This window comes from Brevundimonas sp. FV1ye29L, from assembly GCF_058681095.1.
The window spans coordinates 3,049,330-3,072,558 of record NZ_CM178730.1 but is presented as its reverse complement, the minus strand read 5'-3'; the positions used below and the strand labels follow the sequence as shown (position 1 = coordinate 3,072,558).

Below are 23,229 nucleotides of genomic sequence, written 5' to 3'. Positions count from 1 at the left end.
ATGAGCGAGGGTCGGCGCACCGCCCTGATCACGGGGGCTTCAGCCGGGATCGGCGCCGCCCTTGCCCGGGAATACGCCCGCAACGGCTGGACCCTGATCCTGACGGCGCGGCGCGAGCCGGCCCTGACCGCGCTGGCGGCGGAACTGACCGCAGCCCATGGCGTGGAGGCCTGGGTCGTTCCTGCGGACCTCGCCGATCCGGCTGCACCGGGCGCTCTTGTCGACGACATCAACCGACGCGGCCTGACGGTCGACGCCCTGGTCAACAATGCGGGTTTTTCCCGCACGACCGGTTTCGTCGACACAGATCCGGCCGATCAGGCGGCCATGCTGCGGGTCATGCTGCTGGCGCCCGTCGAACTGGCCCGCCTGCTGGCGCCCGGGATGGTGGGGCGCGGCTTCGGCCGGATCCTGAACGTGGCCTCTCTGGCCGGACTGATGCCGGCGACCGGGGGGGACACCCTGTACGGGCCGATCAAGAGTTTTCTGATCAAGGCCTCGGCCGGTCTGTGGCTGGAGATGCAGGGGACGGGCGTCCACGTCACCGCCCTGTGCCCCGGCTACACCTACTCCGAGTTCCACGACGTCAACGGCTCGCGCGCCGAGGTTTCGGGCGCCTACCCCGCATGGATGTGGCAGACGGCGGATCATGTGGCCCGGGTCGGTTATGCGGCGGTCGAGGCCAACCGCCCGCGCGTCGTGCCGGGCTGGCGCAACAATGTTCTGGCCGCCATTCCGAAACTGCTGCCGGACGGTCTGGCTCTCAAGGTCATCGGCGGCCATGCGAGGCGGTTGAAGCGGATTTAGGGACTAGGGATCAGGGATTAGGGATTAGGGTCTGGAACCAGATTTAAGGGACTCGAACTCTTGTCGTCATCCGCCCGATGGCCCGCGCACGGGTTCCCTAATCCCTAATCCCCATCCCCTGCTTCCTCACTGCCCGCCCGCCGGATAGGGCGTCGTCACCGAGCCGGCGAACATGCCGGGCAGGGCTTCGGACAGGCCCATCAGGATGAACTGGATGGCGAGGGCGCACAGGATCAGGCCCAGCACCCGCACGATGATCGACAGGCCGACCTCGCCCAGTATCCGGCTGATCGGGCCGGTCAGGGCGAAGGTGACGAAGGAGACCACACAGGCCGCCGCGATGGCGACCAGAGACGCGACCGTCCCCGCCGCCCCGATCTTCTCGGCCTCGCCCGCCTGGATGATGATGGCCGAGATGGCGCCGGGGCCGATCATCAGGGGGATGGCGAAGGGGACCACCAGCCTCTGGAACCGGCGGCGCGCATAGCCGCGCACATCCTTCAGATCCAGGGCGGCATCCTTGTCAGCGAAGCTGGCCAGAAAATCCTCGCGGGCCATGTCGAGGCCGAGCAGCAGCAACAGGATGCCCCCCGCGATGCGGAAGGCCGCCAGCGAAATGCCGAAAAACTGCAACAGCCCCAGGCCGGTGAAGAAGAAGAAGCCGAGAAAGACCGCCGCGAACAGGCAGATCATGGCCGAGACGGAGATGCGCTGGCGCAGGCTGGCGCCGGCGGTCGCCGCCGCGAAGATCGGCACATTGCCGATCGGATCCAGCAAGGCGAACAGGGTCACGAACAGGTTGACCCCCAGATCGAGCGCGTCCATGCCTGCCCCTCAGCCGCAATTGATCCCACAGGCCTGTCGGCCGACGCGCCTCCGGGCGCGCGCGTTCGCCATAGCCGCTTGAGCCGTCACCGTCGATGACCCCTGAACCCTCTGATCCCGTCGCCGTCCCCGCCCAATGGCCGAACCGGGCGCCCGATCCGCGCCTGATCTGCGCCCTGGACACGCCCACGGTGGACGAGGCGCGGCGACTGGTCGACCGGACCCGGGACGCCGTCGGCTTCTACAAGATCGGGCTGCAGCTGTTCGCCACGGACGGCATGGGGCTGGCGCGAGCGCTGAAAGCCGAAAATCTAAGCGTCTTCCTCGACTGGAAACTGCACGACATCGGGGCGACGGTGGAGAAGGCGGCGGCGGCCCTGGCCGGGGCCGGTTGCGACCTGCTGACCGTCCATGCCCGTCCGCAGGTGATGGCGGCCGCCCGGCGCGGGGTCGAGGGTTCGGGCCTGAAGGTGCTGGGCGTCACCGTCCTGACCAGTCTGTCGGCCGGGGACGTCGCGGCTGACGATCACAGCCTGTCGCCGGCCGAACTGGTGGAGCACCGGGTGCGTCAGGCGCTGGACGCTGGGATCGACGGGGTGGTGGCCAGCCCTCAGGAGGCGCAGCGCGTCCGCGCGATCGCCGACGCCGCCGGCCGGACCGACTTCCTGATCGTCACCCCCGGGGTGCGTCCGGTCGGCGCGGCGCTGGACGACCAGAGCCGGGCCGCGACCCCGGAACAGGCCCTGCGCGACGGGGCGACCCATCTGGTGGTCGGTCGTCCGATCACGGCGGCGGCCGATCCGGGCGCGGCCGCCCGGGCCATCGCCGACTCCATCGCCCTGATCTGACCGTCCTGATCTGACCGGCCCGGGCGGGGTTCATGCCATCCCGCCGTCGCCCCGGGACGCAAAAAGGCGGCCGTCGCGAGGACGGCCGCCTTGATGGCGTTCAGTGACCTGACGGTCGGCTGGATCAGCCGCGCTCGCCGGGCTCCTGCGAGTAGCCCGAACCGGCCGGTGCGACGACCGTCGGCGCCGGATAGGACGGGGCCGGATAGGCCGACGTCGAAGCCGGGTAGGAGGCGACCGGCGCGGGGGCCGGCAGCGGGCGGCCGGCGGGCGGCGCGAGGTTCATCGTGGCCGAGGGCGGCGACGCGACATCGCAGCAATGCTCGTCCGGATGATCCGGGCCAGCCGGGGTGAAGTGGATTTCCGGCGGCGCGACGGAGACGTCGGACGGACGGACGTGGACGTCGGGCGCTTCCAGATAGACCTGGGCGGGCGCGACCTGCACCGGCGGGGCGTCGACATAGATCGGCGGGCCCTGGATGTAGATGGCGGGCGACGGCGCGAACACCGGAGCCGACGAGATGCGCATGCCCGGCGCACGAACCCGGATCGGCGGAGCCGGCGGACGCACGGTGTAGAAGGGCACGTTCACGGTCGGGACGTCGCATTCGCAGTCACGGCCGCCCGGACCCCGACCGGACCAGCGGGACGTCTCGAGCGAGACGGCGGTCGCCTGTGCCGGGCCGCTGGCCAGGATGTTGACAGGAGCCGAGGAACCGGCCCCGCTTTCTGCCGCTGCGGCGGAACCCGCGGCGGCCAGTGTGGCGCCCAGCGCCAGGATCAGAACTGATTTCATGTTGATGGTCTCCCCAGTCATCGAAACCTTACTCAAGCATGAACGGTGGCGGTTTGGCTTGCACCCGGGGAGAGGAAAACCAACGATATTTTTCGCGTTGCGGGAGAGTGACACGACGACGCGGGCGAATTCCTTGAGTTTCCACCCCATCGAGACCATCTGAGCCGCCTCGATATAAACCCGAACCCTTCCCGTTCAGGACGTTCAATGACCTTCGCCGACCCGAAAGCCACACCCGAACCGCGCCATCACGAAAACGTGATCGTTGAGGGATCGGATGCCGGATTCATGACCGATGTGATCGAGGCCTCGCGCATCGGTCCGGTTATCGTCGACTTCTGGGCGACATGGTGCGGTCCCTGTCGCCAGCTGACCCCGGCCCTGGAAAAGGCCGTGCGGGCCGCCGGCGGCGCGGTGAAACTGGTCAAGATCGACGTCGACAAGAACCCCGCCTACGCCGGCCAGCTGAGGGTCCAGTCGATCCCGACAGTCTATGCCTTCGTCGACGGCCAGCCAGTGGATGGTTTTCAGGGCGCGGTGCCGGAAAGCCAGATCAAGGCCTTCATCGAGAAACTGACCGGCGGAGAGGGCGTCAACAGCGATGTCGAGCAACTGCTGTCGCTGGGCGAGGAATCCCTGTCTCTGGGCGATCTGGGCGGCGCGGCCCAGGCCTATGCCCACGTCCTGTCGATCGAGCCCGAGAATCTGAAGGCGATCGCCGGCATGGCCGGCGTCTATCTGGCCGAAGGCGATGAGGAGCAGGCGCGCCAGACCCTGGCCATGGCGCCCGCCGACGCCAGCGACCCGGCGATCCAGGCTGTGCGCGCCCGTCTGGCTCTCGCTGAAAACGCCCCCACCGGCGAACTGGCTGCGCTTCAGGCCGCCGTGGCCGCCGCGCCCGACGACCATCAGGCGCGCTACGATCTGTCGCTGGCCCAGGCCTCGGCCGGTGAGCTGAAGGCCGCCGTCGACAGCCTGTTGCACATCGTCGCGGCCGATCGCGAGTGGAACGAACAGGCCGCCCGAAAGCAGCTGCTGGTGGTGTTTGACGCCGCCGGGGTCGGGTCCGAAATCGCCCGCGACGGCCGCCGCCGCCTGTCCTCCCTCCTGTTCGCCTGATCCCCCGATGGCACAGGGCTATGTCCGGGCGTCCGACCTGCCGCAGGTCATTCCGATCTTCCCGCTGGGCGGGGCGATCCTGCTGCCGCGCGGCCAGCTGCCGCTCAATATCTTCGAGCCGCGCTACCTCAATATGGTCGACGACGCCATGGCCGGCGACCGGATCATCGGCCTGATCCAGCCGGCGGGAGGACCGGCGCATCAGCCGGCCCTGACCGGCGTCGGCTGCGCGGGGCGGATCACCAGTTTCGCGGAGACCTCGGACGGGCGCTATCTGGTCACCCTGACCGGCGTTGCGCGGTTCAGGGTCGCGGCGGAACTGTCCAGCCCGACCCCGTATCGCCAGATCCGCGCCGCCTTCGCCGATTTCGAGGCGGACCTGTCGGCGCCCGACGACGGCCCGTTCGACCGGGTCGGCTTCCTTGAGGCGCTGAGACTTTATCTGGAGCGTCGCCAGCTGGAGATCGACTGGGAGACGGCGGGCGCCGCCCCGCGCGAGGCCCTGGTCAACAGCCTGTCGATGGCCCTGCCGTTCGAGCCCGCCGAGAAACAGGCCCTGCTCGAGGCCCACAGCATCGTCGACCGCGCCGAGAGCCTGAAAGCCCTGCTGCGCATCGACGCCGCCGAGCCCGGCGACGGAGACACGCCCGTTTCGATGCAGTGATCGAAGGGATTAGGGATTAGGGATTAGGGATTAGGGATTAGGGGCATGGTGAAGGCCGGAGTGGTCATTGCAGTTCGTCCCGCCCTTACTGATCTCCCCGTCCCCAATCCCTAGTCCCCAATCCCTAGTCCCCAATCCCTAGTCCCCAATCCCTAGTCCCCAATCCCTAGTCCCCAATCCCTAGTCCCCAATCCCTAGTCCCCAATCCCTAGTCCCCAATCCCTAGTCCCCAATCCCTAGTCCCCAATCCCTAGTCCCCAATCCCTAGTCCCCAATCCCTAGTCCCCAATCCCTAGTCCCCAATCCCTAGTCCCCAATCCCTAGTCCCCAATCCCTAGTCCCCAATCCCTAGTCCCCAATCCCTAGTCCCCAATCCCTAGTCCCCAATCCCTAGTCCCCAATCCCTAGTCCCCAATCCCTAGTCCCCAATCCCTAGTCCCCAATCCCTAGTCCCCAATCCCTAGTCCCCAATCCCTAGTCCCTAATCCCTAGTCCCTAGTCCCTAGTCCCTAATCCCTGAACCGCCATGTCCGACGCCTTCCACACCCCCAACACCGTCGATCCGCGCCTTTTGGAGGTGCTGGTCTGTCCCGTCACGCGCGGACCGCTGACCTGGGACCGCGAGGCCAATGAACTGGTCTCGAAGGGGGCGAAGCTGGCCTATCCGATCCGTGAGGGCGTGCCGATCATGCTGGCGGAAGAGGCGCGACAGCTGGACTGACATCTCCACCTTCGCCTGACAGCCTCAAGTCCTGTTCACCGTCATTCCGGGGCCGCGGAGCGGAACCCGGAACCCAGGAGGGCGTGGGCCAGACGCCGGGTTCTGTGGCGGTGAAGCGGTCCTGGGTTCCGGGTTCTTCGCTCCGCTCAGCCCCGGAATGACGGACAAGGAGCAAGCGCGGGTTGGTTATGATCGAGCAGCGACGCCCGGCCGCCTCAAACCGCCTCGCCCCGCAGCAGTCGCGGCAGGTCGCCCGTCGCGCCGCCGGCCTCGCGCATGAAGGTCTGACGCAGGGCCGGGATGCGGTTGACCGCCGCCATGCCCAGATCGCGGGCCAGACGGATCGGGGCGATGTCATTGGAAAACAGCCGCACGAAGGCGTCGAAGCCGGCGGCCAGCACCGTATTGTCGAAACGGCGCCAGCGGACATAGCGGTCCAGCACGATCTCCGAGCCGATGTCCTCGCCCAGCCGCATGGCCTCGATCAGGACCTCGGCCAGGGCGGCGGCGTCCTTCAGCCCCATGTTCAGCCCCTGACCGGCGACCGGGTGTACGCCATGGGCGGCGTCGCCGATCAGGGCGATGCGCGGCGCCGTCAGCCGCTCGGCCAGTTCCAGCGACAGGGGGTAGACGAAGCGCGGCCCCTCGGGCGCAGCGCCGTCGAGGAAGTCGCCGAACCGCCGCATCAGGTGCGACCGGAAGGCTGGGTCCGACGCATCGCGAAGCGCCTCGGCCCGTTTCGTCGGCTCGGTCCAGACCAGGCTGGCGCGCTGGTCGGTCAGGGGCAGGATGGCGAACGGTCCGCCGGGCAGGAAATATTCGTGGGCGACATTGCCGTGGTCGCGGCCGAGGCGGACCGTGGCGACCACGCCGGACTGGTCGTATTTCCAGCCGATGGCGCCGATGCCGGCCGCCCGACGCACGACCGATCCCCGGCCCTCGGCGCCGACGACCAGGGGGGCGGACAGGATCGCCCCGTCGTCCAGACTGACCTGCGCCGCGCCCGCGTCCGCCGCGACGGACGCGACCCGGGCGGGGGCCAGAACCTCGATATCGGACCGGCCGACCGCCTCGGCCAGGGCCACGCGAATGCGGCGGTTCTCGACCATATAGCCGAGGGGTTCGCCGCCGTTGCCGTCGCCGATCTCGTCGGCGTCAAATCGCAGGTATGCGGGGGACGCGGATTTCGACGCCGCGCCCGGTCGCCGTCCGTCGGTCACCAGAATATGGTCCATACGACAGGCGTGGGGTCTCAGGCTCTCGCCCAGGCCCAGCGTATCCAGCATGCGGAAGGTCGACCAGGCGATGGCCGTGGACCGTCCGTCATAGGTCGGGGCCAGCTGGGCCGCGAAGGGCTGGGGGTCGATCATGGCGACCTTCAGCTGTCCCTGGGCCGCAGCGAGGGCGAAACTGGCGCCCGCCAGTCCTCCGCCGGCGATGATGACGTCGTGGGTGTGCACCTGGCTCATGAAGCGGGTCTAGCGCCGCAATGGACCGCGCGCCATGCGGCAGGGCGATGTTACCGGTGTCATAGGCCGCGCCCGACCGTCGCATGGTTGTCGCGGCGGAAGGCGGGCTCTAGGAGATGGTCACCCGCGCCTGTGACGCACCCCGTGGATCCCCGATGCCCGACCTGACCGACAAACAGACCTTTTCCGATCAGGACGCGCTGGATTTTCACCGCATTCCTACGCCCGGCAAGATCTCGATGGCGCCGACCAAGCCCATGGCCACCCAGCGCGACCTGTCGCTGGCCTATTCGCCCGGCGTGGCGATCCCGGTCCTGGCCATCGCGGCCGATGCGGACAAGGCCTATGACTATACGGCCAAGGGCAATCTGGTCGCGGTGATCTCGAACGGCACCGCCATCCTCGGCCTCGGCAACCTCGGCCACATGGCCTCCAAACCGGTGATGGAGGGCAAGTCCGTCCTGTTCAAACGGTTCGCCGACGTCGACAGCTTCGACGTCGAGGTCAAGACCACCGATCCGGACGAGTTCATCACCGTCGTCAAGAACATCGGCGACACCTGGGGCGGGATCAATCTGGAGGACATCAAGTCCCCGGAATGTTTCGTCATCGAAAGCGAGCTTCAGGACCTTCTGGACATCCCCGTCTTCCATGACGACCAGCACGGCACGGCCATCATCTCCACCGCCGGCCTGATCAATGCCTGCCACGTCACGGGCAAGCGGCTGGAGGACATCAAGGTGGTGCTGGCCGGCGCCGGGGCGGCGGGGCTGTCGTCCATCGCCCTGATGAAAGCCGCAGGCGTCAGGGCCGAGAACACCGTCATCTGCGACCGCGACGGCGTGGTCTATCAGGGCCGGCCCGAGGGCATGGACCAGTGGAAGGCCGCCCACGCCACCGACACCCCCTTGCGCACCCTGGCCGAGGCCATGGTCGGGGCCGACGTCGTGCTGGGCCTGTCGGCCAAGGGGGCGATCACCAAGGAGATGGTGGCCTCGATGGCCCCCAATCCGATCATCTTCGCCATGGCCAATCCGGACCCGGAGATCACGCCGGAAGACGTGCTGTCGGTCCGGTCCGACGCCATCATCGCCACCGGCCGGTCGGACTATGTGAACCAGGTCAACAACGTCCTGGCCTTCCCCTATCTGTTCCGGGGCGCGCTGGACGTCCGCGCCCGCCGGGTGAACCACGAGATGAAGGTCGCGTGCGCCCAGGCCCTGGCGGCCCTGGCCCGCGAGGATGTGCCCGATGAGGTGGCCGCCGCCTATTCGGGCCGCAAGCTGAAGTTCGGGCCGGACTACATCATTCCCACGCCGTTCGATCCCCGGCTGATCTGGTTCATCCCGCCCTTCGTCGCCCAGGCGGCGATGGACTCGGGCGTGGCCAGAAAGCCCATTCCCGACATGGAGGCCTATCGCAGCTCCCTGCGCGGCCGGATCGACCCGACCGCCGCCCTGATGCAGAAAATATCGTCGGCGGTGCGGGCCGCCCCTGACAAGCGGGTGGTCTTCGCCGAAGGCGAGGAGACCGCCGTCATCCGCGCCGCCTGGGCCTTCAAACAGGACGACCTCGGCACGCCGATCCTGCTGGGCCGCGAGGAGCTGATCCGCCAGAACGCCACCGAGGCGGGGCTGAATTTCGACGAGCTGGGCATCGAGATCGTCAACGCCCGGGTCTCGGACAAGAATGTCGAATACACCGACTGGCTGTATGAAAAGCTGCAGCGCCGGGGCTATCTGAAGCGCGACGTCCAGCGGATGATCAATCAGGACCGCAACTATTTCGCCGCCACCATGGTGGCGCGCGGCGATGCGGACGCGGTGGTGACCGGGGTGACCCGCAATTTCAACATGGTGCTCAAGGAGATCCGCCGCGTCCTCGACGTCAAGGAGCGGATGATCGGCCTGTCGATCCTGCTGTCGAAGGGCCGTACCCTGTTCGTCGCCGACACCTCGATCCACGAACTGCCGGACGCCGAGGAACTGGCCGAGATCGCCATCCAGGCCGCCGCCACCGTGCGCAAGCTGGGGCGCACCCCGCGCGTGGCCTTCCTGTCCTATTCGACCTTCGGCAACCCTCCGGGCGAGCGGGGCGAGAAGGTGCGCGAGGCCATCCGCATTCTGGACCAGCGCGGCGTTGACTTTGAATATGAAGGCGAAATGCCCCCCGAACTGGCGCTGGAGCCGGAACAGCGCGACGCCTATCCCTTCATGCGCCTGACCGGCCACGCCAACGTCCTGGTCATGCCGGCCATCCATTCGGCGGCCATCTCGACCCGCCTGGTCCAGTCGCTGGGCGGCGCCACCGTCATCGGCCCCCTGCTGGTCGGACTGGAGAAGCCGGTCCAGATCGTCAGCCTCGGCGCCTCGGTGTCAGAGATCATCACCGCCGCCACCTTCGCCGCCTATGACGGGGTGGGCGAGGGCTGATCGGCTGCGGTCAGGCCGCCGGCCTGGCGGCAGGCGGCGTGCGGTCAGGCGGGCCGAACCGGCGGGGCGGTTCTGTGTCGGCGCAGCAGCAGCCAGCATAGCAGCACGGCCGGGAGGCCGACCGCGGCCGTGCCGGCGAAGAACAGCCCATAGGCCTCCATCAGCGGCCGGCCCTGTTCCAGCTGCTCCACGGCCACGCCGGAGAAGCCTTTCAGGAACTTGCCCAGCAGGGCGTAGAACGAGCTCAGCAGGGCGTACTGGGTGGCCGTGTATCCGATACTGGTGAGGCTGGCCATATAGGCGACCAGGGCCGCGCCCGCGAAGCCTTCCGAGAAGTTCTCGACAAACAGAACGCCGCCGAACACCGGCGTCGACAGGCCGACCACCGCCATGAAGGTGTAGCCGAGATTGGACAGGGGCCCGATCAGCGCGCCCATCAGCAGGGTCTTTCCAAAGCCGAAGCGCACCGCGAACAGGCCGCCGGCGGCGATGCCGGCGAAGGCCGCGATCAGGCCGACGCTCAGCCGCATCGCCCCGATGGTCGGTTTGTCGAGCCCGAGGTCGGTATAGAAAGGCCCGACCATAGGCCCCATGACGAAGTCCGGAAGCCGGTACAGGCTGATCGCCGCCAGCATCAGGATCGCGGCGCCGCCATGGGTCTTCAGGAAGGTCAGGAACGGCCCCACAACGGCGTCAAACAGGCCGCGCGGGCTCAGCAGCGAGACCTGACCCGTGACCTCGGCCAGGGTCCGACGATCGACCGGCTCTTTCGCGAACAGGGTGGCGATGATGACGAGGCTCATGGCCGCGCCCCAGACGGCATAGGCCCCGCCCCAGCCCAGCCAGGCGGCGAAAAACAGGATCAGGGCATTGCCCGCAAGAATGGCGGAGCGGTAGCCGAGCTGGAAGGCGGAGGTCAGCAGGGCCTGATCCTCGTCGCCGTCGGCGCTCTCGATCCGCCAGGCGTCCACGACGATGTCCTGGGTGGCCGAGGCGAAGGCGGTGACCAGGGCCGCGACGCCCAGGGCCGTCAATCCGCCCTCGGGGCCGACGACCGCCATGGCGATCAGGGACAGTCCGACGACGGCCTGGGACAGCAGCATCCAGCCCCGGCGTCTTCCCAGACGCCCGAGCAGCGGCACGTCGAACCGGTCGACGACCGGCGCCCAGAGGAACTTCAGCGAATAGGCCAGTCCGACCCATGAGATGAAGCCGATCGCGGCCAGTTCGGTCCCGCCCTCACGCAGCCACAGGCTCAGGGTCGCGCCTGTCAGCAGGAATGGCAGACCCGAGCCGAAGCCGATCACCAGGGTGATCAGGACCCGTCCGCGGCCCAGCGCCTTCAGGACTTCGGTCGTCGTCGGGGCCTTGCGGGGCATGGCGGCGGCGGTCTCGACGGGACCGTCGGGCGGGGTCGGGCTGGTCATGGCGTCGATATGTCTCCGGGACGCCCCCCGGCGTCCTCCTGTCAGGCGACCTTGGCGCGGCTCGAGCGGTTCGTCCAGCGGGTCAGGGCGGCGCGCAGGGCGTCGGGTTCAAGAGGTTTGACCAGATGGTCGTTCATACCCGCCTGCAGACAGGTCCGGCGATCCTCGGCGAAGGCATTGGCGGTCAGGGCGACGATGGGCGTCTCGTCGCCCCCGGCGCGGATGGCGCGGGTGGCCGACGGTCCGTCCATGCCGGGCATCCGCATGTCCATGAAGACCAGGTCGAACCGGGCCCGTTTCAGGGCCTGGAGGGCCTCCTGGCCGGTGGCGGCCGTCTCCACGACACAGCCTTCGCGGCGCAGCAGGGTTCGGGCCAGGAGGGCGCCGACCGGATTGTCCTCGACCAGCAGCACCCGCGTCCCGGCGAACAGGGCGGGGGCCAGACGATCGTCGTCGGCGGGGATGGCGGGCGCCGCGCCCGCGTCGCTGAACCGTCCAGCCGCGGCCAGGACCCGTTCGACCACGGAGGCGCGTCGCAGGGGCTTGATCAGATAGCCATGGAAGCCGGCGGCCCGGTACCGGCCGACCAGATCCCGTTCCGTCGGTTTCAGCAGGATGATCCCGCGTCCCGCTTCGGGCGGCTGGGCGAGGAAACCCGCCACCGCGCAGGCGTGGTCGACCAGGGTCACCGGGGCGGGATCATAGACGCCGCCGCCGCTGCCGGCGATCTGGGCCACCGCCGCCTGGATGACGAACAGGTCGGGCGACCGGATGGCGACCTCCAGTCCTTCCAGCGGATAGTCCCGGGGCATCTGATCGGGCGCGGCGTCGAACGCCGCCTCGAAGCGGAAACGCGATCCGGGCGGGCCCGGCCTGCGCGCGCGCCGCCCGAAGGTCGCCGCCTCCACGACCCGGTCCTCAACCGTCACCGTGCCGCCCATGGCCTCGGCCAGGCGCCGTACGACAGCCAGCCCCAGACCCGCCCCGCCGAAACGGGTGGCGTCCGAAGCGTCGACATGGCCGAATTCCTCAAAGATCCGTTCGCGCGCCTCGGCGGGGACGCCTGGCCCGGTGTCCTCGACGATGAAGGCCAGACGCGGCCGGGCCTCGTCACGGCTCTCGATCAGGTCGGCCCTCTCGACCGAGATCGACACTCCCCCGGTTTCGGTGAATTTCACGGCATTGCCGGCCAGGTTGAACAGCACCTGCCGCAGGCGGCCATCGTCGGCCATGATCTCCGGCACGTCGTGGGCCACGGACCAGACGATCTCCAGCCCCTTGTCATGGGCCCGGGGGCTGAGCAGTTCGGCCACGCCCCGCGTCAGGGCCTCGACATTCAGCGGCGCCGGATCGAACTCCAGCCGGCCGGCCTCCAGCCGCGCATAGTCCAGCAGGTCATTGACCAGACCCAGCAGATGTTCGGCCGAGTCCCGCGCCGCCTCGGCATAGGCCCTCTGGGCGCCGTTCAGATCGGTGCGGGCCAGAAGGCCCAGCATGCCGATCACCCCGTTCAGGGGGGTGCGCATCTCATGGCTCATCAGCCGCAGGAACTGTTCGGCGCCGTCTGTCGGCGTACCGGCGGATGTTCCGTCCTTCACGCCGGTCTGGCCCGTCTCGCCGCTCTTTCGCCTGCTCATGGCGTCTGGTCTCCCTGTCGCGACAGGGTTGAAGGAAAACGGTTAACGGGGACTCAAGACGTGACGGCTGCGGCCGTCCGTACAGGTCGGATTTCACCAGGCGGAGGTCGGCATGGAGGCCGCGCCGCGCCCGGACGTCTGGCGGTCGAAATCGCCGCCGGCCTCGGCTGTGGTGCGGCGATAGATGAGGGCCTCGGCGATGTGACGACGCAGGACCCCGGTCGCCCCCTCCAGATCGGCGATGGTGCGGGCCAGCCGCAGGGTGCGGGTCCAGCCGCGCGCGGTCAGTCCCCCGGCCTCGCCCGCCCGCATCAGCAGGGCCTTGCCCGGGGCGTCGGGGGCGGCGAACCGGTCAAGCGTCTCGCCCGAGGCGCGGGCATTCAACCCCTCGAAGGGGGCGAGGCCCGCCTCCCGCACCCGTTCGATCTGGATTTCGCGCGCCATGGCCACCCGGGCGGCGGCCTCGGCCGTGCCCTCGGCGGGGGAGGGCAGGGCCATGTCGGCGGCGGTGACCGGCGGGGTCTCGACGGTCAGGTCGATACGGTCGAACATCGGGCCCGAGATGCGGTTCTGATAGTCCCGCTGGCATCGGGGGGCCTTGCCGCAGGCGCCCTTGCCCGGCCCGCCCACGCCGCAGCGGCAGGGGTTCATGGCCGCGACCAGCTGGAACCGGGCCGGATATTTCACATGGTGGTTGGCGCGGGCGACGACGATCTCGCCGGTTTCCAGCGGCTGACGCAGGCTGTCCAGGGCCTGGGCCGAATATTCGGGCAGTTCATCCAGAAACAGGACGCCATTGTGGGCGAGTGAGGCCTCGCCGGGTTTGGCCCTGTGCCCGCCGCCGGTCAGGGCGGCCATGGAGGCCGAATGGTGGGGGGCGCGGAACGGCCGGTCGCGGGTCAGGGCGCCGCGTTCGATCAGCCCCGCCACCGACCAGACCATGGAGGTCTCCAGCAACTCCTGCGGCGTCAACGGCGGCAGGAGGCCGGGCAGGCGGGCGGCCATCATCGACTTTCCGGATCCCGGCGGGCCGACGAACAACAGGTTGTGGCCGCCAGCCGCCGCCACCTCCAGCGCCCGTTTGGCGCTCTCCTGCCCCTTGACCTCGCGCAGATCCGGGCCGGCCGCGCCGACGGCCACCGGACCGGGGGCCGGCGGTCGAAGCACCTGCTGCCCCTTGAAATGGTTGATCACGGCGATCAGGGATCGCGGCGCCAGCAACCGCACGTCCCCCGCCCAGGCGGCCTCCGGCCCGTTGGCCTCGGGACAGATCAACCCCAGCCCCATGGCCGACAGGGCGACCGCTGCGGGCAATGTGCCGCCCACGGCCGCGATCCGTCCGTCCAGCCCCAGTTCGCCCAGGGCCGCCCAGCCCTCGAGAGCGTCTGGCGCGATCACCCCCATGGAAGCCAGCAGGGCCAGGGCGATCGGCAGGTCGAAATGACTGCCCTCCTTGGGCAGGTCGGCGGGCGCCAGATTGGCGATGATCCGTTTGGCCGGCAGGGCCAGGCCGATGCCGGCGAAGGCGCCGCGCACCCGTTCGCGGCTCTCGGCCACCGCCTTGTCCGGCAGGCCGACGATGTTGAAATGGCCGTGTTCGCTGGAGAGCTGCTGGACCTGCACGTCCACCCGCCGCGCCTCGACCCCCTCGAACGCCACCGTCGCGATGCTGGCCAGCATATCTTCGTTCTCCGACGATGAGAACAAACCATGAACCGTCAGGGATTGCAAGACGGTTTGTCGTCCCGGACGGACGGCGGGAAACCGCGCCCGGCGGGATGCGTTGGTTCCAGATGGAGAGTCTTCAACACATCCTGGTCGGGGCGGGCGTCTTCGTCGCCGTCTGCATCCTGTTCGTCATGGCCTTCCGTCCCGGCGTGCGGGTCGACCGGTTCACAGACGCGGACGCCGATGGCGCACCGGATGAAACCCCGGAAGAGAAGCGGCGAGCGCTCGAAGAGAATCTCTAGGCTGCCGAGCCCCGGGCCCGCTTCGCTTCAATCACGTCCCACATGGCCGCCGTGGCGTCGACGCCGGTGAAGGCCTTGAGCTGCTGGGCGCCGGTGGGGGAGGTGACGTTGATCTCGGTCATCCAGTCGCCGATCACGTCGATGCCGACGAAGATCAGGCCGCGGTCTTTCAGCGTCGGGCCGATCGCGGCGCAAATTTCCAGATCGCGCGGCGTCAGCTCGACCGGCGCCGCCGTACCGCCGACGCGCAGGTTGGAGCGCACCTGATCCCTGGCCGGGATGCGGTTGATGGCCCCGACCGGCTCGCCGTCGACCAGGATGATGCGCTTGTCGCCCTTTGACACCGCCGGGATGAATTTCTGGATCACCAAAGGATCGCGCGACCCCATGGCGTGGATCTCGATCAGGGCCTCCAGATTGGGGTCGCCGGCCTTCAGCCGCACCACGCCCGACCCGGCCGCCCCGTGCAGGGGTTTCAGCACGACATCGCCGTGCCGCTGATGGAAGTCGACCAGGGCCACCGGGTCGGAACTGATCAGGGTCGGCGGGGTCAGGGCCGGGAACTGCGTGACCAGCAGTTTCTCGGGCGCCGACCGCACCTCGGCCGGGTCATTGACCACCAGGGTCCGGGGGTGAACCGTCTCCAGCAGATAGGTGGCCGTGACATAGGCCATGTCGAACGGCGGGTCCTGACGCATCAGGATCACATCGACGTCGGCGCCCAGGTCCAGCTTCACCTCGTCGCCCAGATCGACATGGTCGCCCCTGACCTGTTTCAGGGTCGCCGGTCGGGCGCGGCAGTACAGACGGCCGTCCTCCAGCGCCAGGGTGCGGAAATCATAGATCCACAGCGCGTGGCCCCGGTCCTGGGCCGTGGTCATCATGAGCCAGGTGGTGTCACTGTCGATATTGACCGCCTCGACGGGGTCCATCTGGATGGCGACCTTGAGCATGGGGCGTTCCTGGCGTTTGGAGTGCTTGGGTAATGGGCGGCCGGCGGCGGCGGCGCAAGGGATTAGGGACCAGGGATCAGGGAGGCAGGCCTTGCCCCTTCCGGCAGCGAGACGGCAGCACACCTGATCCCTAGTCCCTGATCCCTCAGTTCAGCCGCATCCTCAGCCGTTCCATGGCCGGCGGGGGGATTTCCGAGGTCTCGCCGCTGACGACGCGGGATTTCGCCAGGGCCTCGATCGCGCCCGCCAGCCGCCCCTGTTTCTCGCGGGCCGAGGCCACATCCAGCCATGGTCGGTGGTCGAGGGGGTCGAGCAGGGCCCGCCTGAGGGCCGAGCGTTCCGCGGTCTGGAAGTCGCCATTGCGAATGGCGCGATTGAACAGCAGGTTCTGCAGACGGATCAGGGCCTGGCGGTCAGTGACCGGGGCCATCAGCAGGTCCAGCCGGTGGGCCACATGCGGCGTCAGACCCGCCAGCAGGGCCCGCCGGCTGAGCTCGGACGGCAGGACGATCCGGCCCTGGCTGAAGGGATCCAGCGCCACCGGCCCGGCCGGGGTCTCGACCCGCAGCAGGAAGTGGTTGGGAAAATCCACGCCGTCGGCCTTCACCCCGGCCCGACGCGCCGCGTCCAGATAGAAGACGGCCAGGGCCGCCGACAGGCCGCGGCGGCGCGACGCCACAGCGATGATGTCGGTATTGGTCGCATCATCGACGTCCAGCAGGTCGCCGTTCAGGCCGAAATCGGCGCCCATGGTCTCGGTCAGGGCGTCGTCGTGCGATTCGGAGTTGATCCGTTCGGCCAGACGGGCGCCGGCGCGGGACGCCAGAATCCGCACCGGGCCGGCGTCGCGGAACGGATAGTCGTGCAGGGCGCAGGCGATCGCCGCCTCCAGCAGGGGGAAGGCGCTGTCGTCGGTGCGACCGGCCTCCGACAGGGCCTCTTCCGCCTCCTCGCGCGTCACGTGCGGCCCGCTCCGGGTGGTTGTACGGCGCGAAGATGACGCGGAAATCGTCCGGGAGCCAGCGCCACCATATCGATCCGCAACTCATGGCCCGCCAGACCGGGGCGTCCGCGCAGGACAGCCCGCCCCGCCGCCAGCAACCGGGCGTGCTGGTCGGCGCCGATGGCGGCCATGGCGGCCTCGATCGTGGCGCGCCGCTTGACCTCCACGACCGCCAGAACCCGCCCCCTCCGCGCCAGAATGTCGATCTCACCGGCGCGGGATTTCAGCCGGAAGCCGAGGATCTGCCAGCCTTGCAGCATCAACCAGGCCGCCGCGATCCATTCCGCCCGGCGTCCCGCCCCGCGCGACGCTCCGCCGGCCGTCCGGCGCCACATCGCCTTGGGCGGTCGGGGCGAGGGCGGCGGGCGGAGGGACTTCATCCCCGGCCCTGCATTTCCAGGGCGCGGCGATAGAGGGTCTTCCTCGGCAGGTCGAGGGCGCGGGACACCTCGGAGGCCGCCTCCCCGGGGGGCAGCCGCGTCAGGGCCTCGGCCAGGGCGGCGTCGGCGTCCTCGGCGCTGGCGACCTCGGCCTCTCCGGGGCCGATGACCACCACGATCTCGCCCTTCGGTCCGTCCAGCCGGGGATCGGCGGCCAGTATCGACAGGGACCCGCGCACGCATTCCTCATGCAGTTTGGTCAGTTCGCGGGCCACGGCGGCGGGCCGGTCGCCCAGCACCTCGGCCATGTCGGCCAGGGACGCGGCCAGCCGGGGACCGCTTTCGAAGAAGACCAAAGTCTGCCGGGCCGACTTCAGTTCGGTCAGGGTGGTTTTGCGGGCGGCGGACTTCGGCGGCAGGAAGCCGGCGAACAGCACCCGGTCTGCGGGCAGGCCGGCGATGCACAGGGCGGCCAGCAGGCTGGACGCCCCGGGAATCGGATGCACAGCCAGTCCCGCCTCGATCACCGCCCGGGCGACCACGAAGCCGGGGTCCGACACCAGCGGCGTCCCGGCGTCAGAGATCAGGGCCACCACCTGACCCTCGCGAATGCGCTCGATGGCGATTTCGGCGGCGCGGGCCGAGGCGTGATCGTCGCACCGCTCCATCCTCGCCTTCAGCCCATAGGCGGTCAGCAATTTGGCCGAGACGCGGGTGTCCTCCGCCAGCACCAGATCGGCCGCCGCCAGCACGTCCAGCGCCCGCAGCGTCATGTCCCTGAGGTTCCCGATCGGCGTCGCCACCAGATAGAGCCCTGCCGACACCGGGCGGGGAGGAGGGGCGTGCGGGGGAAAGGGAGAGGGTTCGGTCATCGCGGCGGACCCTGCCAGCCGGACGCGCGCTTTCCAAGCGGCGACCGGCGAACGGATCTGTGCGGGATTGTCGTCAAGCCGTCGCACAGGCGACACGAAGCCGAGCCGATCGGGCATCACGATGGGATTCAGCAGCGCGAGCGCCGGACTGCCCGGCGCCCGGCGCCTTTCCCGAAGCAAGGTGCGAACCGAGATGAAAACCCTGGCTCGTCTGATCGCCCTGGCGATGTCCGCCGCCCTGACGATGTCCGCCGCCTGCGCCTCGGCGGTCGAACCGGCGCGGCAGGGCGTTGCGCCGAGCGCCGAAACGACAGCCGTCGCCCCCGCGAGGGCGCGAAACGTCATCCTGTTTCTCGCGGATGCCGGCGGGGTGTCGGTGCTGTCGGCCGCCAGTCTGATGGCCTATGGCGAGCCTCTGGGGCTGCACGTGCAGCGCTGGCCGCATCTGGGATTGAGCGAAACCTCGCCGGTGGACGACTTCGTCTCCGATTCGGCCAATGGCATGTCCGCCATCGTCACGGGCGTGAAGACCCGCAACGGCGTCATCAGCCAGGGCCCGGATGTCGTGCGGGGCCAGACCGACGGCGCCCTGACCCGGACCCTGCTCGAATATGCCGAGGAACGCGGTCTGCAGACGGGCGTCATCACCAATATGGCGGTCACCGACGCCACGCCGGCGGCCAACTATGCGCACGCCAACGATCGCGGCAAATGGGGCGAGATCTTTCCCCAGGCCTTCGCCCCCCGGTTCGGCGATGGCGTCGACGTCCTGATCGGGGCCGGCCGCCAGAGGGTCGGGGAACTGCTGGCCGCCCGGGGGACCGGCTTCGAGGCCCTGAGCGACGCGCACGATCGACCGATCTACGCCGCCCTGGCCGATGCGCCGGCGACGAACCTGCGGCCGGTCGTCGTTTCTGACGCCGTGGACGTCCGCGCGGCGACCCTGAGGGCGCTGGACATCCTGCAGCGCGCCCCGGCCGGCTATTTCCTCGTCGTCGAATGGGACGCCCATACGGACGACCCGCAGAAGGGCCTGCAGAATGTCGTGGCCTTCGACCGGCTGGTCGCCGAGGTGCAGGGCCGGGTGGATCTCAGCGACACGCTTCTGCTGTTCACCGCCGACCACTCCTTCGGCCTGCAGGTCGATGGCGGTCGTCGGGGCGAGCCGCTGCTCGAGGGCTATGAGGCGTGGAAGAGCGCCGGCGGCGAGGAGGGGATGGTCCGCCTCAAGAACGTGCTGGTCAACGACACCCACACCGCCGAGGAGGTGCCCGTCCTGGCCATCGGGGCGGGGGCGGAAGGGGTGCGCGGCTATTTCCCCAACACCCATCTGTTTGACGTGATGATGGACGCCTGGGGCTGGACGCCGGACGCCGCGCCGTCGCGCTAAGCGACCGGCGGCCCCTGGCCTCTCAGGTCAGAAGGGCCTTCAACACCGCATCCAGAACGGGGCGGCCGGCGGGCGTGGCGGCGATCCGGCCGCCGGTGACGGTAAGGAACCCGTCCTCGATCAGGGACGGGGTCCGCGCGGTCCGTCCCAGCGTCTCCAGATCCCGGATCCGGGCGCCCTCGACGGTGCGCAGGCCCAGCAGGATCCGCTCCTCGGCGGCCTCGACCGGGGTTTGTCGTTCCGCCTCGCTCCAGGGCGTTCCATCCGCCACGCCCTCGACATAGGCGCCGATGGCGCGGTGGGCGACCGTCGCGGTCCGGACCCCGTCCAGCGTCAGCCGGCCATGGGCCCCGGGGCCGAGGCCGAGATAGTCGCCGCCGCGCCAGACATGCAGGTTGTGCGCCGACCGCGCCGGGGCGCCGCGCGCATGGTTGGACACCTCATAGGCCTCGAACCCGGCCCGCCCCAGCACCACCTGCGTCGCCTCATAGAGGTCGGCGGCCAGATCCTCGTCGGGCGGAACCAGGGTCCCGCGCGCGAAGGCCCGCCCGAAGGCGGTCGTCGGCTCGATGGTCAGCTGATAGGGCGAGACGTGTTCGAACCCCAGATCGACGGCCGTCTCCAGCTCCCGGGCCCAGTCGGCGACCGTCTGGCCGGGCCGGGCGTAGATCAGGTCGATCGACAGGCGATCGAAGGCGGCCAGGGCCAGGGCGATGGCCCGCCGGGCCTCCGCCGCCGAATGGTTGCGGCCGAGGAAGGCCAGGGCCGCGTCGTCCAGTGACTGGACGCCCAGCGACAGCCGGTTGATCCCGGCCTCGGCCAGGGCGGCGAACCGGCCGGCCTCGGCGTCCGTCGGATTGGCCTCCAGCGTCACCTCAATGGGGCCGCGCGGCCTGAAGAGCGTCTGCGCCCGGTCGATCACCGCCGCCACGGCCCCGGGCGCCATCAGCGACGGCGTGCCCCCGCCGAAGAAGATCGAGGCCAGCCGCCGGGGGCCCGTCTGCACCGCCTGGGCCTCCAGATCGGCCAGAATGGCCGAGACGAGGCCGGCCTGTTCCTGATCCCGGCCCCGGTCCCTGACGACGTTGAAATCGCAATAGGGACAGATGCGGGCGCAATAGGGCCAGTGCACATAGAGGGCGACATCCGATCCGGGGCCGGTGGATGGCGTCTCAGTCAATCAGGGCCGCCTTCAGCCGGGCGAAGGCGCGGGTGCGGTGGCTGTCGGCCTCCTTCGCGGCCCGGTCCATCTCGCCATAGGTCAGGTCGGCGCCCCCGGGCATGAAGATGGGGTCATAGCCGAAGCCGCTGTCGCCGCGCGGGGGAAAGACCAGGGTCCCGTCCACCCGCCCTTCCACCACGACGCAGGGTCCGTCGGGCCAGGCCACGGCGAGGGCCGAGGTGAACCAGGCCCGGCGGTCCGGCGAACCGGTCTCCTCCAGCCGTTCCTCCACCTTGCGGATGGCGACGGCGAAATCCTTGCCCGGACCGGCCCAGCGGGCGGAAAAAATACCCGGCGCCCCGTCCAGCGCCATGATCGACAGGCCCGAGTCATCGGCCAGGGCGACCTCGCCCGACAGTTCGGCCGCGTGGCGGGCTTTCAGCATGGCGTTGCCGACAAAACTGGACTCGGTTTCGGCCGGTTCTGGCAAATTCAGCTGCCCCGCCGTGACGATTTCGTAATTTCCGTCCAGCAGGGCGGCGATTTCGGGCGCCTTGCCGGCGTTGTGCGTGGCCAGAACCAGACGCATCCCCTTGATAAGCTTCATTTTCCGGTCCTGATCACGGGGCGGTAACAATCCATTGCCAAACTTTAATATCGTTAAACGATAAGTAACGTGATTTCTTTCATCGCACGTCTTATCTCTGTTCTCACGAACGGGGGCCGCACCGTTCCAAGGATCAAGGGAAACCGGCAATCCTTAACCGGCGGCAATCACATAAACGGGCATAAACGTCCCGTACTCAGGAGAACTACGATGAACACGATGAACGCCTCGCTCTTCATGGACAAAATCGGCGCTGTGCTGATCAACGCCGCCCTGCTGGCCGCCCTGCCGACCGCCATGGTCGCCATCCTGGTCCAGGCCTTCTAGGACCCCTCCGATACTGACGCCATCACTCCCCGCAGGCCGGTCCCCCCAAGGCGGATCTTTGGCCGGGGGAGGCGGAATACGATATCGGAGCTTTGACGAATGTCATGAAGACCGCAAAGAATGAAGCCGTGACGGGGTTCGCCGGATCTCGCGCGGCTTTTCTTTTTCCAGCCTGTCTGTTGCGGTTCCCGTTTTTCTGATCCGAGTGTCCCGAGTTCGCCATGCGGCTGCCTTCCCTGCCACTCCCGAGACTGCCGCGGCCGCCCCTTGCCGGCGCCGTGCGCGCCCTCGGCCACGGCTCGGTCTCCAGTGTGCTGAAGATCGCCCTGGATGTCGCCTATGTGCTGCTCGCCCTGATCACCCTGGGGCTGCTGATCCTGCTTCTGATCGCCCTGTTCATTCCCATCGACCGGCTGAATCTGACCGTCTCCAATGATGAGGGCGGGGTGCAGCAGGCGCTGACCCGCCCGCTGGTGCTGTTTGGGCTTGGCGTCCTGTGCGCCTGGTTCGGGGGATTTCTTTTGATCCTGCGCCAGCTGCGCCAGATCTTTCGCACCCTGACCCTCGGCGACCCGTTCCAGCCCGACAACGTGCGCCGCCTGCGCCAGATCGGCCTGACCCTGGCCACGGTCACCGCCGGCGTCTGGATCGCCCAGGCCGTGGTCGCCGCCCGGCTGGCCCCCGGGGTGTTCGACCGTCAGGGCGTCGGCGCCCTGCTGACCCCGGTTTTTTCCGTCCTGGTGGTGTTCGTCCTCGCCGAGGTGTTCCGCGAGGGCGCCCGTCTGAGACGCGAATCTGAACTCACGATATGACGCCTTGTCCGTTTCCCGGTAACCGCGCTCAAGCCCCGAAGCGCCGGGCGTCAAGCGCTGGCGCGCAAAGAGACTCATAATGGCCATTCGCATCCAGCTTGACCGCGTGCTGCTTGAGCGGCGCATGTCCCTGACCGAATTGGCGGACCGGGTCGGGGTGACCCTGGCCAATCTGTCGATCCTCAAGACGGGCAAGGCGCGCGCCATCCGGTTTTCGACCCTGGACGCCCTGTGCCGGGAGCTGAACTGCCAGCCCGGCGACCTGCTGGTCCACGCCCCGGGACCGCAGGCCTCCGCCCCGGACGACGATGACGACGCCTGATCCGGGCGCGGCCCGGACATGAAGAAGAAGACCGGCCCTGACGGGACCTCGAGCCCGATGACGCCGGATGACCGCCGTATCTGGGCGCGGGTGTCCGGGTCGGTCACCCCGGCCCGGCCGCGCAAGGCGCCTCGCATCGCGGTCGCCGGCCCGCCCCTGGCGGAGGGTCCGCCCCCGGTCCCGCCCGTGACCCGGGTGGTCGGGCCGAGGCTTCCGATGCCGTCCTCCGGGACTCTGGCCGGCAAGCCGCGGGGGTCGTCACCGTCCGCCGCTCCGGCCCCGCACACCGCGCACCGCGTGCACGGCCGTTCGCCGCCGGAAGAGCTGGAGCCGCGTCGTCAGCGCCGTCTGTCGCGCGAACGGGATCCCATCGAGGGACGGATCGACCTGCACGGCTTTGGCCGTTTCGAGGCGGAGGACCAGTTGCGCGCCTTCCTGGTCGGCGCACAGGCGCGCGGCTGGGGCGCGGTCCTGGTCATCACCGGACAGGGCCGGCGCGGCGGAACCGGGGTGATCCGCGCCTCGGTGCACGAATGGCTGCAGTCGCCGGCGTTGCGCGGGGTGGTGTCGGGATTCGCGTCCGCCGCCCGGCATCATGGCGGGGACGGGGCGCTGTATGTCACGATCCGGCGGGGATGAGGGGGGCTTGGTGAGTAGTGATCAGTGACTAGTGACTGGGTGGCAAG

The 23,229-nt window shown here is 69.1% G+C and carries 23 protein-coding genes; 11 read left to right on the top strand and 12 right to left on the bottom strand.

All coding sequences use genetic code 11. The features are described 5' to 3' along the window. Window positions 1-807: an SDR family NAD(P)-dependent oxidoreductase gene (locus ACW17W_RS15105; protein WP_492077776.1), complete on the top strand. Its 807-nt coding sequence runs from the start codon at window positions 1-3 to the stop codon at window positions 805-807. A 126-nt stretch (window positions 808-933) separates the two neighbouring features. Here the strand turns inward: ACW17W_RS15105 and ACW17W_RS15100 are convergent, their stop codons facing one another. Then, window positions 934-1,632, bottom strand: coding sequence for a MarC family protein (locus ACW17W_RS15100; protein WP_492077774.1), 699 nt, complete (start codon window positions 1,630-1,632; stop codon window positions 934-936). Window positions 1,633-1,727: 95 nt separating this feature from the next. Here ACW17W_RS15100 and pyrF point away from each other — a divergent pair, with 95 nt between their 5' ends. Next, window positions 1,728-2,480 (top strand): orotidine-5'-phosphate decarboxylase, encoded by a 753-nt coding sequence (pyrF, locus tag ACW17W_RS15095; protein WP_492077772.1) that lies wholly within the window; start codon window positions 1,728-1,730, stop codon window positions 2,478-2,480. A gap of 124 nt (window positions 2,481-2,604) precedes the next feature. Here the strand turns inward: pyrF and ACW17W_RS15090 are convergent, their stop codons facing one another. After that, window positions 2,605-3,276: a hypothetical protein gene (locus ACW17W_RS15090; RefSeq protein ID WP_492077770.1), complete on the bottom strand. Its 672-nt coding sequence runs from the start codon at window positions 3,274-3,276 to the stop codon at window positions 2,605-2,607. A gap of 207 nt (window positions 3,277-3,483) precedes the next feature. On the opposite strand from ACW17W_RS15090, the gene ACW17W_RS15085 reads away from it, so the two are divergent. The 3 genes from ACW17W_RS15085 (at window position 3,484) to ACW17W_RS15075 (ending at window position 5,780) form a co-directional block, all read left to right on the top strand. Continuing rightward, window positions 3,484-4,395, top strand: a complete 912-nt coding sequence (locus ACW17W_RS15085) for a tetratricopeptide repeat protein (protein WP_492077768.1) — start codon at window positions 3,484-3,486, stop codon at window positions 4,393-4,395. A gap of 7 nt (window positions 4,396-4,402) precedes the next feature. Further along, window positions 4,403-5,059 carry an LON peptidase substrate-binding domain-containing protein gene (locus tag ACW17W_RS15080; protein ID WP_492077766.1) on the top strand — a complete coding sequence of 219 codons (657 nt, stop codon included), beginning with the start codon at window positions 4,403-4,405 and terminating at the stop codon, window positions 5,057-5,059. Between the two features lie 526 nt (window positions 5,060-5,585). Further along, a complete protein-coding gene (locus ACW17W_RS15075; RefSeq protein ID WP_492077764.1) occupies window positions 5,586-5,780 on the top strand; it encodes a Trm112 family protein in 195 nt (64 codons plus the stop codon). Window positions 5,781-5,995: 215 nt separating this feature from the next. On the opposite strand, the gene ACW17W_RS15070 is transcribed toward ACW17W_RS15075, so the two are convergent. Beyond that, on the bottom strand, window positions 5,996-7,249 hold the full coding sequence (locus ACW17W_RS15070) for a UbiH/UbiF/VisC/COQ6 family ubiquinone biosynthesis hydroxylase (protein WP_492077762.1): 1,254 nt from the start codon (window positions 7,247-7,249) through the stop codon (window positions 5,996-5,998). Between the two features lie 155 nt (window positions 7,250-7,404). On the opposite strand from ACW17W_RS15070, the gene ACW17W_RS15065 reads away from it, so the two are divergent. Continuing rightward, on the top strand, window positions 7,405-9,681 hold the full coding sequence (locus ACW17W_RS15065; protein WP_492077760.1) for an NADP-dependent malic enzyme: 2,277 nt from the start codon (window positions 7,405-7,407) through the stop codon (window positions 9,679-9,681). A 44-nt stretch (window positions 9,682-9,725) separates the two neighbouring features. Here the strand turns inward: ACW17W_RS15065 and ACW17W_RS15060 are convergent, their stop codons facing one another. From ACW17W_RS15060 to ACW17W_RS15050, 3 genes are all read right to left on the bottom strand, one after another. Further along, the gene (locus ACW17W_RS15060; protein ID WP_492077759.1) at window positions 9,726-11,108 is read right to left on the bottom strand and encodes an AmpG family muropeptide MFS transporter; all 1,383 of its coding nucleotides are present in this window, start codon (window positions 11,106-11,108) and stop codon (window positions 9,726-9,728) included. A 41-nt stretch (window positions 11,109-11,149) separates the two neighbouring features. Continuing rightward, window positions 11,150-12,745 (bottom strand): response regulator, encoded by a 1,596-nt coding sequence (locus ACW17W_RS15055; RefSeq protein ID WP_492077757.1) that lies wholly within the window; start codon window positions 12,743-12,745, stop codon window positions 11,150-11,152. 93 nt (window positions 12,746-12,838) lie between these two features. Next, window positions 12,839-14,425 (bottom strand): YifB family Mg chelatase-like AAA ATPase, encoded by a 1,587-nt coding sequence (locus tag ACW17W_RS15050; protein ID WP_492077755.1) that lies wholly within the window; start codon window positions 14,423-14,425, stop codon window positions 12,839-12,841. A gap of 113 nt (window positions 14,426-14,538) precedes the next feature. Between ACW17W_RS15050 and ACW17W_RS15045 the strand changes: the two genes are divergently transcribed. Next, window positions 14,539-14,715 carry a hypothetical protein gene (locus tag ACW17W_RS15045; protein ID WP_492077753.1) on the top strand — a complete coding sequence of 59 codons (177 nt, stop codon included), beginning with the start codon at window positions 14,539-14,541 and terminating at the stop codon, window positions 14,713-14,715. Here ACW17W_RS15045 and gshB read toward each other — a convergent pair. From gshB to rsmI, 4 genes are all read right to left on the bottom strand, one after another. Continuing rightward, the gene (gshB, locus tag ACW17W_RS15040; protein WP_492077751.1) at window positions 14,712-15,668 is read right to left on the bottom strand and encodes a glutathione synthase; all 957 of its coding nucleotides are present in this window, start codon (window positions 15,666-15,668) and stop codon (window positions 14,712-14,714) included. The two genes, ACW17W_RS15045 and gshB, sit on opposite strands and share 4 nt — an antisense overlap. 145 nt (window positions 15,669-15,813) lie before the next feature. Next, on the bottom strand, window positions 15,814-16,629 hold the full coding sequence (locus ACW17W_RS15035; RefSeq protein ID WP_492077750.1) for a SirB1 family protein: 816 nt from the start codon (window positions 16,627-16,629) through the stop codon (window positions 15,814-15,816). Then, window positions 16,626-17,051 (bottom strand): YraN family protein, encoded by a 426-nt coding sequence (locus ACW17W_RS15030; protein WP_492077748.1) that lies wholly within the window; start codon window positions 17,049-17,051, stop codon window positions 16,626-16,628. Before ACW17W_RS15030 ends, ACW17W_RS15035 begins: the two co-directional genes overlap by 4 nt. Beyond that, the gene (rsmI, locus tag ACW17W_RS15025) at window positions 17,048-17,923 is read right to left on the bottom strand and encodes a 16S rRNA (cytidine(1402)-2'-O)-methyltransferase (RefSeq protein ID WP_492077746.1); all 876 of its coding nucleotides are present in this window, start codon (window positions 17,921-17,923) and stop codon (window positions 17,048-17,050) included. Before rsmI ends, ACW17W_RS15030 begins: the two co-directional genes overlap by 4 nt. A 193-nt stretch (window positions 17,924-18,116) precedes the next feature. On the opposite strand from rsmI, the gene ACW17W_RS15020 reads away from it, so the two are divergent. After that, complete coding sequence (locus ACW17W_RS15020; protein ID WP_492077744.1) at window positions 18,117-19,313, top strand: alkaline phosphatase; 1,197 nt, start codon at window positions 18,117-18,119, stop codon at window positions 19,311-19,313. A 22-nt stretch (window positions 19,314-19,335) separates the two neighbouring features. Here ACW17W_RS15020 and hemW read toward each other — a convergent pair whose 3' ends face one another. Both hemW and rdgB read right to left on the bottom strand, forming a co-directional pair. After that, on the bottom strand, window positions 19,336-20,493 hold the full coding sequence (hemW, locus tag ACW17W_RS15015) for a radical SAM family heme chaperone HemW (protein ID WP_492077742.1): 1,158 nt from the start codon (window positions 20,491-20,493) through the stop codon (window positions 19,336-19,338). Beyond that, complete coding sequence (rdgB, locus tag ACW17W_RS15010; protein ID WP_492077740.1) at window positions 20,486-21,082, bottom strand: RdgB/HAM1 family non-canonical purine NTP pyrophosphatase; 597 nt, start codon at window positions 21,080-21,082, stop codon at window positions 20,486-20,488. The genes hemW and rdgB overlap by 8 nt, the downstream gene beginning before the upstream one ends. Window positions 21,083-21,630: 548 nt before the next feature. On the opposite strand from rdgB, the gene ACW17W_RS15005 reads away from it, so the two are divergent. The 3 genes from ACW17W_RS15005 (at window position 21,631) to ACW17W_RS14995 (ending at window position 23,182) form a co-directional block, all read left to right on the top strand. Further along, window positions 21,631-22,221 carry a DUF2975 domain-containing protein gene (locus ACW17W_RS15005; protein ID WP_492077739.1) on the top strand — a complete coding sequence of 197 codons (591 nt, stop codon included), beginning with the start codon at window positions 21,631-21,633 and terminating at the stop codon, window positions 22,219-22,221. A 79-nt stretch (window positions 22,222-22,300) separates the two neighbouring features. Further along, a complete protein-coding gene (locus tag ACW17W_RS15000; RefSeq protein ID WP_492077737.1) occupies window positions 22,301-22,543 on the top strand; it encodes a helix-turn-helix domain-containing protein in 243 nt (80 codons plus the stop codon). Window positions 22,544-22,561: 18 nt separating this feature from the next. Next, a complete protein-coding gene (locus ACW17W_RS14995) occupies window positions 22,562-23,182 on the top strand; it encodes a Smr/MutS family protein (RefSeq protein ID WP_492077735.1) in 621 nt (206 codons plus the stop codon). Window positions 23,183-23,229 lie beyond the last annotated feature (47 nt).

Coding starts and splice junctions, on each gene's coding strand:
- ACW17W_RS15100 (WP_492077774.1), bottom strand. CDS start 1,632: ATGGACGCGCTCGATCTGGGGGTCAACCTGTTCGTGACCCTGTTCGCC.
- ACW17W_RS14995 (WP_492077735.1), top strand. CDS start 22,562: ATGAAGAAGAAGACCGGCCCTGACGGGACCTCGAGCCCGATGACGCCG.
- ACW17W_RS15065 (WP_492077760.1), top strand. CDS start 7,405: ATGCCCGACCTGACCGACAAACAGACCTTTTCCGATCAGGACGCGCTG.
- ACW17W_RS15080 (WP_492077766.1), top strand. CDS start 4,403: ATGGCACAGGGCTATGTCCGGGCGTCCGACCTGCCGCAGGTCATTCCG.
- ACW17W_RS15030 (WP_492077748.1), bottom strand. CDS start 17,051: ATGAAGTCCCTCCGCCCGCCGCCCTCGCCCCGACCGCCCAAGGCGATG.
- ACW17W_RS15085 (WP_492077768.1), top strand. CDS start 3,484: ATGACCTTCGCCGACCCGAAAGCCACACCCGAACCGCGCCATCACGAA.
- ACW17W_RS15005 (WP_492077739.1), top strand. CDS start 21,631: ATGCGGCTGCCTTCCCTGCCACTCCCGAGACTGCCGCGGCCGCCCCTT.
- ACW17W_RS15055 (WP_492077757.1), bottom strand. CDS start 12,745: ATGAGCAGGCGAAAGAGCGGCGAGACGGGCCAGACCGGCGTGAAGGAC.
- ACW17W_RS15105 (WP_492077776.1), top strand. CDS start 1: ATGAGCGAGGGTCGGCGCACCGCCCTGATCACGGGGGCTTCAGCCGGG.
- ACW17W_RS15090 (WP_492077770.1), bottom strand. CDS start 3,276: ATGAAATCAGTTCTGATCCTGGCGCTGGGCGCCACACTGGCCGCCGCG.
- rsmI (WP_492077746.1), bottom strand. CDS start 17,923: ATGACCGAACCCTCTCCCTTTCCCCCGCACGCCCCTCCTCCCCGCCCG.
- ACW17W_RS15075 (WP_492077764.1), top strand. CDS start 5,586: ATGTCCGACGCCTTCCACACCCCCAACACCGTCGATCCGCGCCTTTTG.
- rdgB (WP_492077740.1), bottom strand. CDS start 21,082: ATGAAGCTTATCAAGGGGATGCGTCTGGTTCTGGCCACGCACAACGCC.
- ACW17W_RS15060 (WP_492077759.1), bottom strand. CDS start 11,108: ATGACCAGCCCGACCCCGCCCGACGGTCCCGTCGAGACCGCCGCCGCC.
- ACW17W_RS15070 (WP_492077762.1), bottom strand. CDS start 7,249: ATGAGCCAGGTGCACACCCACGACGTCATCATCGCCGGCGGAGGACTG.
- pyrF (WP_492077772.1), top strand. CDS start 1,728: ATGACCCCTGAACCCTCTGATCCCGTCGCCGTCCCCGCCCAATGGCCG.
- gshB (WP_492077751.1), bottom strand. CDS start 15,668: ATGCTCAAGGTCGCCATCCAGATGGACCCCGTCGAGGCGGTCAATATC.
- ACW17W_RS15020 (WP_492077744.1), top strand. CDS start 18,117: ATGAAAACCCTGGCTCGTCTGATCGCCCTGGCGATGTCCGCCGCCCTG.
- ACW17W_RS15045 (WP_492077753.1), top strand. CDS start 14,539: ATGGAGAGTCTTCAACACATCCTGGTCGGGGCGGGCGTCTTCGTCGCC.
- ACW17W_RS15000 (WP_492077737.1), top strand. CDS start 22,301: ATGGCCATTCGCATCCAGCTTGACCGCGTGCTGCTTGAGCGGCGCATG.
- ACW17W_RS15050 (WP_492077755.1), bottom strand. CDS start 14,425: ATGCTGGCCAGCATCGCGACGGTGGCGTTCGAGGGGGTCGAGGCGCGG.